General features: G+C 70.0%; 13 protein-coding genes. 7 read left to right on the top strand and 6 right to left on the bottom strand.

Annotated features, from left to right (window positions below):
• Positions 1-100 precede the first annotated feature (100 nt).
• A complete protein-coding gene (locus ACIA73_RS34165; protein WP_399442813.1) occupies positions 101-826 on the top strand; it encodes a Mut7-C RNAse domain-containing protein in 726 nt (241 codons plus the stop codon).
• A 283-nt stretch (positions 827-1,109) separates the two neighbouring features.
• Here ACIA73_RS34165 and ACIA73_RS34160 read toward each other — a convergent pair whose 3' ends face one another.
• Together ACIA73_RS34160 and ACIA73_RS34155 are read right to left on the bottom strand one after the other, a co-directional pair.
• Complete coding sequence (locus tag ACIA73_RS34160; RefSeq protein WP_399442812.1) at positions 1,110-2,504, bottom strand: FAD-dependent oxidoreductase; 1,395 nt, start codon at positions 2,502-2,504, stop codon at positions 1,110-1,112.
• Positions 2,505-2,599: 95 nt separating this feature from the next.
• The gene (locus ACIA73_RS34155) at positions 2,600-3,094 is read right to left on the bottom strand and encodes a hypothetical protein (RefSeq protein WP_399442811.1); all 495 of its coding nucleotides are present in this window, start codon (positions 3,092-3,094) and stop codon (positions 2,600-2,602) included.
• A 67-nt stretch (positions 3,095-3,161) separates the two neighbouring features.
• Here ACIA73_RS34155 and ACIA73_RS34150 point away from each other — a divergent pair, with 67 nt between their 5' ends.
• Positions 3,162-3,497 (top strand): YnfA family protein, encoded by a 336-nt coding sequence (locus tag ACIA73_RS34150; protein WP_399442810.1) that lies wholly within the window; start codon positions 3,162-3,164, stop codon positions 3,495-3,497.
• A gap of 65 nt (positions 3,498-3,562) precedes the next feature.
• Positions 3,563-4,339, top strand: a complete 777-nt coding sequence (locus tag ACIA73_RS34145) for an SDR family NAD(P)-dependent oxidoreductase (protein WP_399442808.1) — start codon at positions 3,563-3,565, stop codon at positions 4,337-4,339.
• Between the two features lie 293 nt (positions 4,340-4,632).
• Here ACIA73_RS34145 and ACIA73_RS34140 read toward each other — a convergent pair whose 3' ends face one another.
• A complete protein-coding gene (locus tag ACIA73_RS34140; protein WP_399442807.1) occupies positions 4,633-5,475 on the bottom strand; it encodes a pentapeptide repeat-containing protein in 843 nt (280 codons plus the stop codon).
• Between the two features lie 216 nt (positions 5,476-5,691).
• Here ACIA73_RS34140 and ACIA73_RS34135 point away from each other — a divergent pair, with 216 nt between their 5' ends.
• Complete coding sequence (locus ACIA73_RS34135; protein ID WP_399442806.1) at positions 5,692-6,579, top strand: hypothetical protein; 888 nt, start codon at positions 5,692-5,694, stop codon at positions 6,577-6,579.
• A 45-nt stretch (positions 6,580-6,624) separates the two neighbouring features.
• Here the strand turns inward: ACIA73_RS34135 and ACIA73_RS34130 are convergent, their stop codons facing one another.
• Positions 6,625-7,818, bottom strand: coding sequence for an RtcB family protein (locus ACIA73_RS34130; RefSeq protein ID WP_399442805.1), 1,194 nt, complete (start codon positions 7,816-7,818; stop codon positions 6,625-6,627).
• 251 nt (positions 7,819-8,069) lie between these two features.
• On the opposite strand from ACIA73_RS34130, the gene ACIA73_RS34125 reads away from it, so the two are divergent.
• The 3 genes from ACIA73_RS34125 (at position 8,070) to ACIA73_RS34115 (ending at position 11,377) form a co-directional block, all read left to right on the top strand.
• The gene (locus ACIA73_RS34125) at positions 8,070-8,942 is read left to right on the top strand and encodes a DUF3558 domain-containing protein (RefSeq protein WP_399442804.1); all 873 of its coding nucleotides are present in this window, start codon (positions 8,070-8,072) and stop codon (positions 8,940-8,942) included.
• 83 nt (positions 8,943-9,025) lie between these two features.
• The gene (locus tag ACIA73_RS34120) at positions 9,026-9,766 is read left to right on the top strand and encodes a DUF3558 domain-containing protein (RefSeq protein WP_399442803.1); all 741 of its coding nucleotides are present in this window, start codon (positions 9,026-9,028) and stop codon (positions 9,764-9,766) included.
• A gap of 204 nt (positions 9,767-9,970) precedes the next feature.
• Positions 9,971-11,377 (top strand): DUF2637 domain-containing protein, encoded by a 1,407-nt coding sequence (locus ACIA73_RS34115; protein WP_399442802.1) that lies wholly within the window; start codon positions 9,971-9,973, stop codon positions 11,375-11,377.
• A gap of 52 nt (positions 11,378-11,429) precedes the next feature.
• Here ACIA73_RS34115 and ACIA73_RS34110 read toward each other — a convergent pair whose 3' ends face one another.
• Positions 11,430-11,642 (bottom strand): hypothetical protein, encoded by a 213-nt coding sequence (locus ACIA73_RS34110; RefSeq protein WP_399442801.1) that lies wholly within the window; start codon positions 11,640-11,642, stop codon positions 11,430-11,432.
• A gap of 160 nt (positions 11,643-11,802) precedes the next feature.
• Positions 11,803-13,557, bottom strand: a complete 1,755-nt coding sequence (gene lysS, locus ACIA73_RS34105) for a lysine--tRNA ligase (protein WP_399442800.1) — start codon at positions 13,555-13,557, stop codon at positions 11,803-11,805.
• Positions 13,558-13,663 lie beyond the last annotated feature (106 nt).

Here is a 13,663-nt window from a genome sequence, read left to right as displayed (position 1 = left end):
TGGTGTCGGAGGCAGCCACTCAGGGAGCTGCGGGCCGTCGGGCGCACGGTGTTCGGAAACTGCCGTGCCGCAGGTGTTGCCCCGGTGGCATCCTGACCGCGTGAACGGACCCGAGATCCAGATAAGTTTCGCGCCGGAGCTGCACCTCTTCGTCGCACCCGACCGACGTGCGGGCCGCACCGACGCCGTCACCGACGGGGCGTCCACGCTGGGCCATGTCGTGGAGTCGCTCGGGGTCCCGCTCACCGAGGCGGGCGAGTTGTACGTCGACGGAAGGGCGGTCGGGGTCGGTCATGTCCCCGCGGCCGGAGAACGCATCGAGGTACGGGCGGTGGCCCGCCCGCAGTCGGTGCCGGGGGCACCCCTGCGCTTCCTCCTCGACGTCCACCTGGGCACCCTCGCCCGGCGCCTTCGCCTGCTCGGGGTGGACGCCGCGTACTTCAGCGAGGACATCGGCGACCCCGCCCTCGCCACGCACTCGGCCCGCGAGCAGCGTGTTCTGCTGTCCAGGGACCGGGGACTGCTGCGGCGCCGTGAACTCTTCGCCGGGGCGTACGTCTACAGCGACCGGCCCGAGGAACAACTCAGGGACGTGCTGGGGCGGTTCGCTCCGGTGCTGACGCCGTGGAGTCGCTGCACGGCGTGCAACGGGCCGCTCGCGGCCGCGACCAAGGAGTCCGTCGCCGATCGGCTGGCTCCTGGGACCGAGCGCACCCAGGACGTCTTCGCCCAGTGCACTCTCTGCGGACGCCCGTACTGGCGAGGCGCCCACCACACCCACCTCGCGGCCCTGGTCGACGCCGCAGTCACCGAATTCGGCCGGTAGCCCCCTCCTCCGGCCTGCGGCACAGATCCCCTCCCCGCCCCTTCGCATGCCTCGCCCGCCTGGGCGCCGGGGCCGCCCCCCTCGTCGCGTTACCCCAGCCCGCTTGGGCGGCGGGGCCGCCCGCCTCTCCGCGTTACCCCCGCCCGCTTGGGCGGCGGGGCCGCCCCCCGGGGGCGGAACGGGCGGGCAAGGGGGCGGCCCCCGACGGAGTCGCACCCCACCCACCCCGGCCCACCCCGACGTCGGCTCGCCCCGGTTCCGGCCCGCCCCGACCTCGTACCCCCTACACCTCCCCCGCCCAGGCCACATACCCGTCAGGCCGCACCAGCAGCGACGACCTCCGTGCCCAGTGCCCCCGCACCGTATGCGGAGGGATCTCCGACGGCACCGGGCCGTCCACCCCCGCCACCAGCACGTACTCCCCCTTGCGGAGCAGTTCGTAGAGACGGCCCTCCGCCAGGGCCAGGTCCGGGACGCGACGGCCCACCAGCAAGTGCTCCCCCCGCCCCCGCCCGTACGAGATTCCGATCCCCGACACCATCCCCATCGCCCGCGAGGTAACCGGCCTCAGCGAGTTGAAGACCCGCGTCACCACCGCCCGCCCCGCCCGCTGCACCGGCGAATGCGCCATCGCCACCCTGATCAGCGCCCCGCTGGTCCGCAGCACCAACGCCCCCACCGGGTGCCGCTCCGCGTGATACGTGTCGAGCAGCTCGTCCTCCGCCCGTCCCCGCAGCACCGCCGCCAGCTTCCACGACAGGTTCGCCGCGTCCTGGAGCCCGGTGTTCATCCCCTGCCCGCCGGCCGGCGAGTGCACATGCGCGGCGTCCCCCGCCAGGAACACCCGCCCCGTCCGGTACGCCGGAACCTGCCGCTCATCACTGTGGAAGCGCGACAGGAACCGCGGCTCGTGCATCCCAAAGTCATTGCCCAGCGCGGTCCGCGCGATGTCCCGCACCTCGTCGAGCTCGATCGGATCCGACTCCGGCACCTCGTGATGACGGTCCCAGCCCATCACCCTGTAGTACCCGTCCCCGAACGGCACCATGAAGGTGAACGCGTCCCCCTGTCCGCCCACGGTGATGACGGACTCCGGCTCCTCCTCCAGCCGTACGTCCGCCAGGACTATCGACTTGATGACCGACTCCCCCGGGAACGGCAGCCCCAGCGCCTCGCGGACAGTGCTGTGCACCCCGTCCGCGCCGACCAGATAGGGCGCTTCGATGTCGGTCAACTCACCGTCCGCAGACTTGAGCTGGGCGGTCACCGAGGTCGTCCGGGCCTGGAGGCCGACCAGTTCCGTGTCGTAACGGAAGTCGACCCCCGCGGCCAGCGCCCTGCGCTCCAGCAGCTGTTCCACCTCGTACTGCGGAGTGATCAGCACCAGCGGAAAGCGCGAGCGCAGCTTGCTGAGGTCCAGGCTGAGGCTGCCGAAGAAGGCGAGCCGGGTGAGCGTGCGCCCCGTCTTCAGCAGTTCGTCGGCGAGACCGCGCGCGTCCAGCACTTCGAGGGTGCGGGCGTGCACGGCGAAGGCGCGAGTGAGATTGCCCGCGGTGTGGGAGCGGCGTTCGACAAGGGTCACGCGCAGTCCCGCGGTGGCGAGGTCCCCGGCGAGCAGCAGCCCGGTGGGGCCCGCGCCCACAACGATCACGTCGGAGCTTTCCTTGGAAGTCGGCATGCACGCCACCCTCCCAGTCCGCCGGGCGCCGCACACGGGGAATGACGCGGGCGTGGCCGTTCCGCAACCCGGTGGGCGGGCCGGCAGCAGGCGGGCTAGAAGTAGTACGTGTCACCGGTGGCCGGCGCCAGCACCCGCTGCCGGTCGTTGTCCGGGTTCAGGTCCCGCGTCACCGGCCGTACCTCGCCCGCCCCGAGACGTACCGTCCGCACCTCCACCACGGTCTCCGCCGGGGTCCCCGCCACCCTGAGGTCGAAGCTGAGTGGCCGTGGGCTCACCGCCCCGGCCCGCAGCGCCCCCGTCTCGCACACCAGCACCGCCGCCCCCGCCCGCCTGCACGCCGCCGGGAAGCTGCCCTCCACCGGTGCCGAGAAGGAGACTCGTACCGCCGCCGAGTCCAGACTCACCGGACCGTGGTTCCAGGTGCGCATCCGCAGCGCGAGGCGCCCGCCCTTCTCGTACACGACCTCCCCGTGATGCCCGAGATCCGTCTCCGGTTCCTCGGCGGCAGCCGCCCCCGGCACGGCCACCCCCACGACCAGCAGCACCAGCAACCCCACGCGCAACAACCGCTCTGACATCGATGACATGCAGCGTGATCTACCCGCTCCGCCCGCCGCCTCCTCCCCACCACCCCCACATGCCACCCTTATGCCCATGCTCATCGCCCGCTCAGCAGCCCTTTTCGTCCTCGCCGCGCTCTTCGAGATCGGCGGCGCCTGGCTCGTCTGGCAGGGTGTGCGCGAACACAAGGGGTGGATCTGGATCGGCGCGGGCGTCATCGCCCTCGGCCTGTACGGCTTCGTCGCCACCCTCCAGCCGGACGGCGACTTCGGCCGCATCCTGGCCGCCTACGGCGGGGTCTTCGTCGCCGGCTCGATCGTCTGGGGCATGGTCGCCGACGGATACCGTCCCGACCGCTGGGACATCACCGGAGCGCTGGTCTGCCTGCTCGGTATGGCCCTGATCATGTACGCCCCAAGAGGCCGCTGACCCGACTTATCCTCGTACGCACGCACCCCTTTTCCCTTTCCACGTACGTCCGAGGAGCAGCCCGCATGCCCAGCGCCACCGCCTCCGCCTCCGCCCCCATCGCCGTCATCACTGGAGCGAGCAGCGGCATCGGCGCTGCCACCGCCCGGCAACTCGCCGCCGCCGGCTACCGCGTCGTCCTCACCGCCCGCCGCAAGGACCGCATCGAGGCACTCGCCGAGGAACTCGTCGCCGCCGGTCACCAGGCCATGCCGTACGCGCTGGACGTCACCGACCGCGCCGCCGTCGACGAGTTCGCCACCGCCTTCCGCACCATCGCCCTCCTGGTCAACAACGCGGGCGGCGCACTCGGCGCGGACCCGATCGCCACCGCCGACCCCGCCGACTGGCGTCAGATGTACGAGACCAACGTGCTGGGCACCCTCAACCTCACCCAGGCCCTGCTCCCGGCCCTGACCGCCTCCGGTGACGGCACGGTCGTCATCCTGTCTTCCACGGCCGGTCACGCCACCTACGAGAACGGCGGCGGCTACGTGGCCGCCAAGCACGGTGCGCACGTCCTCGCGGAGACCCTTCGCCTGGAGATCGTCGGCACCCCGGTCCGGGTCATCGAGATCGCCCCGGGCATGGTCAAGACCGACGAGTTCGCCCTGACCCGCTTCGACGGCGACACGGAGAAGGCCGCCAAGGTCTACGCCGGCGTGGCCAACCCCCTCACGGCCGACGACGTCGCCGAAACCATCACCTGGGCCGTCACCCGCCCCAGCCACGTCAACATCGACCTCCTGGTCGTCCGCCCCCGCGCCCAGGCCTCCAACACCAAGGTCCACCGCGAGCTGTAGCCCCACCCCGCACTACCACCGCCCGCCCGGGCGGCGGACCCGCCCCTCCACCCCCGTCAGCCCCCTTGGGCGGCGAGCCCGCCCCTCCCACCACCGTCAGCCCGCTCGGGCGGCGGGCCCGCCCCTCCCCCACCACCGTCAGCCCGCTCGGGCGGCGGGCCCGCCCCTCCCACCACCGTCAGCCCGCTTGGGCGGCGGGGCCGCCCCCCGGGGGCGGAACGGGCGGGCAAGGGGGCGGCCCCCGACGGAGTCGCACCCCACCCACCCCGGCCCATCTACGCCCCCGCACCCCCCTACCGACCCCACCGCTCTGGCCTCTCCACCGCCCCCGGAATCCTCGTCCCCCCATCCCCCAACGCCGCATTCACCTGCGTCTGCGTCAAGAACAACGCCTCGCTCAAATCCGCCCCCCGCACATCCGCATCGCGAAAGTCCGCCCCGATCACATCCGCCCCCCGAAGATCCGCCCCGCTCACATCCGCCGCGATGAGATACGCCCCCCGGAGGTTCACCCCCCTCAGATCGGCCCCCGCCCGCCGCGCCCCCATCAGATCCGCCCCCCGCAGATCCGTCCGCCGCTTCTTCCCACCCTTCTTCCGCGGCACTGCGGCCGCCCACTCCCCCCGCACCAGCTCGCTCACCTTCACCAGCGATCCGTTGACCCTCTGCCGCAGCCCCTCCGCATCGAGCGCGATCAACTCCTCCGCGCTCCCCCGCGTGATCGCCTCGATCTCCTCCCGCACCCCCCGCAACTCCCCGTGCACCGGCCGCGCGACCTCCCGCGCCAGCCCGTCCCCGACGTACCAGAGCAGCTCGTGCAACTGCTTCATCACCGGCAGCAGAGCGAACATCAGCTCCGAACTTCCCGGCTCCTCACGCCAGTTGACCCCCGCAAAGGTCACCTGCGACACCTTCTGCCCCGCCCCGAAACAGTCGTACACGGTGCACCCGGCAAACCCCTCCCCCCGCAACTTCGAGTGAATCCCACACCCGAAGTCCTCCCCCAGATTCGGGCACGGCTTCCCCGCAGCCTTGTCGATCGCGAAGTCCGACGACTTCGTCAACGTCAAAGCCACACAGCACAACCCGAAACAACTCCCGCAGTCGGAGCGCAGGTCGGACGTCATCTCGGGCATGTGCAGGACTCCACTAGCGCAGGTACGGCGATACGGACGAACCCCGGCACCTTAGCCAAGACCCCCACCCAGCACTCGTACGGGTGAACGCCCCCGATCCCCCACTCCACCCCCGAAACCCCGCCCTACGCTCGCCCCACGACCAAACAAAACGGCCCCCGGCCAGGAGTGCAATCCCGACCGAGAGCCTCACCACAAGGAAGGCAAAACTTCCCCATGGCTGAACACGACCCTAACCCTCCCGCGCTCTTCGACCTCAGCGCCTTGACCCCCGAAGCACCGGTGTCCTTCATGGACCTGGAGGACCCCAACTACGCCTACATGTTCGGCTTCCTCCAGGCGGACGGGCACCTCCAGGCAGGCACCGGACGCAAGGGCAAGCTGTCCGTGGAAATCAACATCCGCGACATCGCCATCCTGCAGGAGTTCCAACGGCTAACGCCGTACAACAGCAGCATCACCGAACGCACCCGTGCCACGAACTTCTCCGCGTCGCACCACTCCGCGACCTGGACCCTGTGCGCCCTCGAAGCCCGCACCCGACTCAACGAGCTCGGCATCCCGTACGGCAAGAAGTCCAGGAAGATCACCCCGCCCAAGGTCGAGTTCTCGCGCCGTGACTACCTGCGCGGTGTAGTCGACGCCGACGGTTCCGTGGGTTACACGTCCCAGGGCCTGCCTTTCATCTCGCTGACCACCGCCAGCACCGCAGTCGGCGCCTATTTCTGTGTCTACGGCAGGAAGGTCACGGGCGCACAGCGCTACATCGGACGCAACAAGCGCGATGACATCTACAACGTGATGTTCCAGAAGGAACCAGCCAGGGAGTTGGCAGCTGACCTGTACTACCCCGGCTGCCTCTCGCTGGAGCGTAAGCAGCTGGCCGCAACCTCACTGGCGGCCTGGGAGAGTCCGGCAGGCACGAAGCGGGTCGTCGGCCGACGCATCTGGAAACCCTGGGAGGACACAGCACTGCTGAAGATCGGGAACGCCGGGACAGCCGCCACCGAGCTGAACCGCACCGAAAGCAGCTGCGCTCTTCGCCTGTGGCGCTTGCGCACCGGCCGGGTGGCAGCCCCCAGCGAAACCCCTACCGGCTACTGAGCATCCAGGGGCCTCGGTGCTCATTCGCCGAGGCCCCCAACGCTTTCACCCCTTCACACAGATGACCTGCTTCAGCTTCGCGACGACCTCCACCAGATCCCGCTGCTGCTCCATGACCTGTTCGATCGGCTTGTACGCGGCCGGGATCTCGTCCAGCACTCCAGTGTCCTTTCGGCACTCGACGCCACGCGTCTGCTCCTCCAGGTCCCGAGTCGTGAAACGCCGCTTCGCCGCGCTGCGGCTCATCCTCCGTCCGGCACCGTGCGAAGCCGAGTTGAAGGCCTTCTCGTTCCCAAGCCCCTTCACGATGTACGAGCTGGTCCCCATGGATCCCGGGATAATCCCGTACTCACCCGAACCGGCACGGATCGCCCCCTTGCGGGTCACCAACAGGTCCATCCCCTCGTAACGCTCTTCGGCGACGTAATTGTGATGACACGAGGTTTCCTGCTCGAAGGCCGGATTGGCCTTCTTGAACTCCCTGCGGATCACGCCCTTGAGAAGTCCCATCATGATGGCGCGGTTGTACTTCGCGTACTCCTGCGCCCAGTAGAGGTCGTTCCGATAGGACGCCATCTGGGGGGTGTCCGAGACGAAGACCGCAAGGTCCCGGTCGACAAGTCCCTGATTGTGCGGCAGCCTCTGCGCAACGCCGATGTGATGCTCAGCCAGCTCCTTACCGATGTTCCGGGAGCCGGAGTGCAGCATCAGCCAGACCGAACCCACCTCATCAGTACAAACTTCAACCATATGATTTCCGCTGCCAAGCGTCCCCATCTGCTTCGCAGCCCGCCCCTCCCGGAACTTCACCGCGTCGGCGACCCCCTCGAACCTCCCCCAGAAGTCCTCCCACCCCGCCGTCGGGAACCCGTGCAGCCGCCCCGGATCCACCGGATCGTCGTGCATTCCGCGCCCCACCGGAATCGCCTGCTCGATCTTCGAGCGGAGGCGGGACAGGTCGCCGGGGAGGTCGTTCGCGGTCAGTGAGGTCTTCACGGCGGACATTCCGCAGCCGATGTCCACGCCGACCGCCGCCGGGCAGACCGCGCCCTTCATGGCGATGACGGAGCCGACCGTGGCGCCCTTGCCGTAATGGACGTCCGGCATGACGGCCAGGCCCTTGATCCAGGGGAGGGTGGCGACGTTGTGGAGCTGCCGCATCGCGCCGTCATCGATGGAGGCCGGATCGGTCCAGATGCGGATCGGGACCTTGGCGCCCGGTACCTCGACGTATGACATGACTTCCCCGATTCCCCCGAAGATCAGTTTCACCTCAGGTCAATTGGACCTGAGCTGCATGAAGCGCACATAGTGCAAAAAGGGTGGGGAATGGTCGCGAAAGGGACAGCGGACCGGCATCCACACCAGCTCGTGCGATACACATTGTGGGCATTGGCCGCCTGCGGGCGGCAAACGCTTTTACGCAGTGCCACCGAGCGAGACAGCAACCGAGTCAGCAACAGACACACCACCGAAGGGGGCCCCGGACCGTGCCACGACAGGCGGGCGTCAAGGCTTACGCAAGGGCCTCCGTGCCCGGCATCGCGCTGCTCGCGGCCCTCGCCGTGGGCAGCGCGGGGTGTTCCGGCGGGACCACCGGCGAGGAAGGCACCCCCGACTCCAAGCCGGGCGAGGCCAGCGCCGCGCCCGCCGCGCCCGGCAAGTACCGGACGCTGCCCGAGCCCTGCCGGAACGTCGACCGCGGCCAGCTGAAGGCGATGCTGCCGGGGGCCGCCGCGCTGCCGGAGGACCAGCAGCGGAAGCTGCTCGCGGGGGAGCCGGCGGTGACATTCGACACGGACCGCCGGGTCGGCTGCCGCTGGAAGGCGGAGTCCCCGGACGGCGCGCACCAGCTGGTCGTCGACTTCGAGCGGGTCGTGTCGTACGACGGCGCGGTGAGTGACGACGACCGGGCGCAGCGCGTGTACGCGGACCTGTTGACCGAGGCCAACCTGCCCGCGCCGCGTGAGAGTGCGCCGGTGACCTCGCCGACGCCCGGGGCCACCGCGCCCTCGGACGGAGCCACCACGCCCCCCGGCGGGCCGTCCGCGCCGCCGACCGGTTCCGCTTCCGCTTCCCCCTCCGGTACGCCCGGCGCCCCCGACCCCGCGGAGCTTCAGCCGCGTACCCTCGGCGGTCTCGGCGACGTCGCGTTCCTGAACGACGTACTGGCGAAGGTGGGGTCGTCGTCGGCGCAGGACCGGACGGTGACGGTCGTTTTCCGTACGTCCAACGTGATTGTGACCATCAAGTACGGCGAGCAGCCGGGCCGCACCGATCAGGTTCCCGACAGCAGAACGCTTCAGGACCGGGCACAGGGGCTGGCCCGTAAACTCGCCGAGCAGTTCTCCGGCAGTGAGTGACCGACAGCCGTAATGAGTGACCGACGGTGAGCAACGCCTCTCGACTCGACAGTGACAGCAACAGCGAAGGAACCACAGGAACCATGTACCGAAAAGCCCCCCGTCTCGCCCGCATACTGACCTGCGCGGCCGCCGTTCCGGCGCTGCTCGTGGTGGCCGGCTGCTCGTCGGACTCCGGTTCCGGTTCAGGTTCCGGTTCCGGCTCGGACAGCGGCAAGAAGGACCAGGGCGCGACGGCCAAGCAGTCTCCGTCGGCGGCGCCGACCGTGGAGCCGGCGAAGTTCGCGGCGCTGCCGGACGCGTGCAAGGCGCTCGGCAAGGCGACGATCGGCGAGCTGGTGCCCAAGGCCGAGAAGGCCGAGGGTGCGGCGGACACCTCGTCGGACCCGCAGGCGCGTCGTGGGTGCTCGTGGAAGGGCCTGGACGACAAGGGCCTGAAGGGTTCGCAGTACCACTACCTGACGTACGGGGTGCAGCGGTTCGAGTCGAACCAGACGCTGGGCAGCGGTGACGAGCGCGCCAAGAAGCAGCTCGACAAGCAGGTCGGCAAGGTACAGAGCAAGGACGGCGTGAAGGATGCCCGGTCGAACCCGGTGAGCGGCATCGGCGACCAGGCGACGACCGTGTCGTACGGGGCGAAGGAGGCCGGCACCGAGTTCCAGCACGCGGTCGTGGTGACCCGTACCGGCAATGTCGTGGTGACCCTGGACTACAACGGTTCGGGTTACGCGGGCACGAAGGCTCCGGCGCAGGCGGACCTGATGAAGGGCGCGCAGAAGGCGGCCAAGGAGATCGTGGCGGCGATCGCCAAGGCGAACCAGTAGGTGCGGTTCCTGTCGTAGGTCCCTTTGTAGTCAACGACTTGACTACAACTGGGCCCGGTTTGAGTACTTTTGCGGGGGTTCGGTCTCTTTCCCGGGGGCCGGACCCCCGTCGGCGTGTGCCAGGCTGTGGGCCGCCGGGTCCGGGTTGAACGCCGGGTGTGGACACCGGAATGGGACGTACGGGAGGGGTCGCGGGTGGCCGCGATGCAGTTGACACGGACGCACCGAATACTGATCGGTGTGGTGGTCACCGGTGCGGTGATCATCGCGGGCATCGGTTTCGCGGGTTCGTACGCGGCGGTGCGCGAACTGGCGCTGGCCAAGGGCTTCGGCAACTTCAGTTACGTCTTCCCGGTCGGCATCGACGCGGGAATCTGCGTATTGCTCGCCCTGGACCTGCTGCTGACCTGGATGCGGATCCCCTTCCCGCTGCTGCGTCAGACGGCGTGGCTGCTCACCGCGGCCACCATCGCGTTCAACGGCGCCGCGTCCTGGCCCGACCCGCTGGGCGTCGGCATGCACGCCGTCATCCCGATCCTCTTCGTCGTCTCCGTCGAGGCCGCCCGGCACGCGATCGGCCGGATCGCGGACATCACCGCCGACAAGCACATGGAGGGCGTCCGCCTCACCCGCTGGCTGCTCTCCCCGCTGCCCACCTTCAAGCTGTGGCGCCGGATGAAGCTGTGGGAGCTGCGCTCCTACGAAGAGGTCATCAAACTGGAGCAGGACCGGCTGATCTACCAGGCCCGCCTCCAGGCCCGTTACGGCCGCTCCTGGCGCCGCAAGGCCCCCGTCGAGGCCCTGATGCCCCTGCGCCTCGCCAAGATCGGCGTCCCGCTGGCCGACACGGCCGCGGTCGGCCTCGCCGCGGCGGGCATCGAACCGGCACTGCTGCCCCCGGCCCCGGCCCCGGCCACCGACTCCGCCCCCTCGAACACCCCGGCCCTCGCGGCCGCGCCGCAGCAGCAGCGGGAGCAGGAGTACGAGCAGGGGCAGGAGTACGAGCAGGGGTACGCGGCCCAAGAGGCAGGCGAGGCGCACGAGGCGTACGAGACCTCCCCCGGGCAGGTCCCCGGCCCCCGCGCGAACCTGGTGAAGCACCCCCAGGAGCCCGCCCCCGACCTCGGCCCCGACCCGCTCGCGGAGCAGCAGCCCCCGCAGCACCCCAGCCCGTGGTTCGCGGCCCCCGCCCCGGTCCCGGCCGGGCAGTACCCGAGCGACGAGAGGGAGTACGCGGAGCAGGCCCAGTACCTCGCGTACCAGGAACAGGCCCAGGCGCAGGCGCAGGCCCAGGCGCAGGCCCAGGCGCAGGGCCCCGCTCAGGACTACTCGCCCCAGGTGATGGTCCCCGCCGGCCCCAACCGCAGCCGCCCGCTCGGTGGTTACGACGCGGACGAGGACGCCGACTTCGTACTGGACGACGACGTGTACTACGACGCGTTCCGCAGGTGCACGGGGGCGAACGCCGGGATACCGACTCCGACGCAGTTCGGCGAGTACCTGGAAGCCCTGCACGGCAAGCAACTCCCGCCGGACGAGCTGGAGTTGTACCACAAGCGCTTCGTGGAGCAGTTCCAGCTCGAACTGGACGACAACGAGAACAGCGCCTGACCGCCTGAGCGCACGAGCCTGAACCGCGTTCGGGCCCCCCCGGGCCCGCGCCCTAGCCGCGCACCCGCCCGCGCTTCCTCGCCGCCTCGTGCCCGACGGCAACGCCGACGCCGATCACCACCAGGACGACGTAGACCCAGGTGTCCGGCGTGAAGAGCAGGTGGATCAGGCCCAGGTCCCCGTCGAGCCACTTGATCCCGATGAGCCCGAGCGCGCCCTCGATCCCCAGGATCCAGCCGACGACCGCCACGCATTCGTTCTTCATACGTCCACGGTGCCGGACCCCGCCCCCGCCCCGCGTCCAGCGAAAGACGGACACCGCCGACCACGGAAACGTGCGGTCCCCCTGCACGAGGGGGGCGGGGCTTGAGGCGGACGCGACCTCACGTCCCCCTCAAGCCCCGCCCCCCAGGCCTCCGTACCCCCTACGCCCCCAGCAGCTTCCGCACCCGCTCCGCCCCCACTGCCAGCAGCAGCGTGGGCAGTCGCGGACCGGTGTCCCGGCCCACCAGCAGCTGGTACAGCAGCGCGAAGAACGTCCGCTGCGCCACCTTCAGCTCCGGGGTCGGCTTCGCGTCCGCCGCGAACCCGGCCTGGATCTTCGGCACGCCGTAGACCAGCGTCGTCAGCCCGTCCAGCGACCAGTGCGAATCCAGCCCCTCGGCCAGCAGCCGCAGCGACTCCCGGCCGTCCTCGTCCAGCGCACCGAGCGTCTCGGCGTCCGGCTCCTCGCGCACGATGGTGCGCTGATCGGCCGGCACATACGTCGAGATCCACGCCTCGGCACGGTCCAGCCGCGGCCGGACCGAGTCCAGGTCCGTGACCGGGTTCTCCGGGTCCAGCTCGGTCAGGATCCGCAGCGTCTGCTCCTCGTCCCCGGCGGTGACATCCGCCACCGACGCCAGCGTCCGGTACGGCAACGCCCGCTCCGTACGCGGCAGTTCACCCCCGGCCGTCCGCACCGCACGCGAGTGCGCAGCCGCGTCGGCAGGCAGTGCGGACCCGTCCGCGACCTTCGACTCCAGCTTGTCCCACTCGTCGTACAGCCGCTGGATCTCCTGGTCGAAGGCGATCTTGAAGGACTGGTTCGGCCGACGGCGCGCGTACAGCCACCGCAGCAGCGGCGCCTCCATGATCCGCAGCGCGTCGCCCGGGGTCGGAACACCGCCCTTCGACGACGACATCTTCGCCATCCCGCTGATCCCGACGAAGGCGTACATCGGCCCGATCGGCTGCACCCCGTCGAAGATGTCGCGCACGATCTGCCCGCCGACCACGAACGACGACCCCGGCGACGAGTGGTCCACACCCGACGGCTCGAAGACCACGCCCTCGTACGCCCAGCGCATCGGCCAGTCGACCTTCCAGACCAGCTTGCCGCGGTTGAACTCGTTCAGGAAGACGGTCTCGGAGAACCCGCAGACGCACACGTACGACAGCTCGGTCGAGTCGTCGTCGTAGGCGGTCACGGTCGTGAGGTCGCGCTCGCACTGCGCGCAGTAGGGCTTGTACGGGTAGTACGCGCCGCCGCTCGTGCCGTCGTCCTCGCCGGCCGCACCGGAGCCCTCGGCGGCCTCCAGCTCGGCCTCGTCCACCGGCTTCTGCGACTTCTTCGCGGGGGCCTTCTTGGTCCGGTACTGGTCCAGAATCGCGTCGATGTCGCCCCGGCGCCGCATCGCGTGCAGGATCTGCTCGCGGTACGTCCCGGCCAGGTACTGCTCGGTCTGGCTGATGCCGTCGAACTCGACGCCCAGCTCGCCCAGCGCCTCGACCATGGCGGACTTGAAGTGCTCCGACCAGTTCGGGTGCGCGGAGCCGGCGGGGGCCGGGACCGAGGTCAGCGGCTTGCCGATGTGCTCGGCCCAGGACTCGTCGATGCCCGGGACACCATTGGGGACCTTGCGGTACCGGTCGTAGTCGTCCCAGGAGATCAGGTGCCGGACCTCGTACCCGCGACGGCGCACCTCGTCGGCGACCAGGTGCGGGGTCATGACCTCGCGGAGGTTGCCCAGGTGGATCGGGCCGGAGGGGGAGAGGCCGGACGCGACGACGACCACCGGCGCGGCAGCGCCAGAGTGTTTCGCGCCAGGCGCACGTCGCTCCGCCTCGGCGATGACATCGTCCGCGAAACGGGAGACCCAGTCGGTCTCGGTGGCGCTGCTCTGGGGCACGGTCGGCACGTCCTTGATTCTCCGGATTCGTTTGAAGCTGGCAGGGCCATTCTCCCAGACAGGCAGACGGTGGCCTCACGAATTAGGTTGCGCGGGGCTCCGTGGGCCTGCGTGA

This window comes from Streptomyces sp. NPDC051561, from assembly GCF_044454195.1.
Taxonomy (GTDB): Bacteria; Actinomycetota; Actinomycetes; order Streptomycetales; family Streptomycetaceae; genus Streptomyces.
The sequence above is the reverse complement of the archived record's forward strand: the minus strand, read 5'-3'. Positions and strand labels throughout refer to the sequence as shown.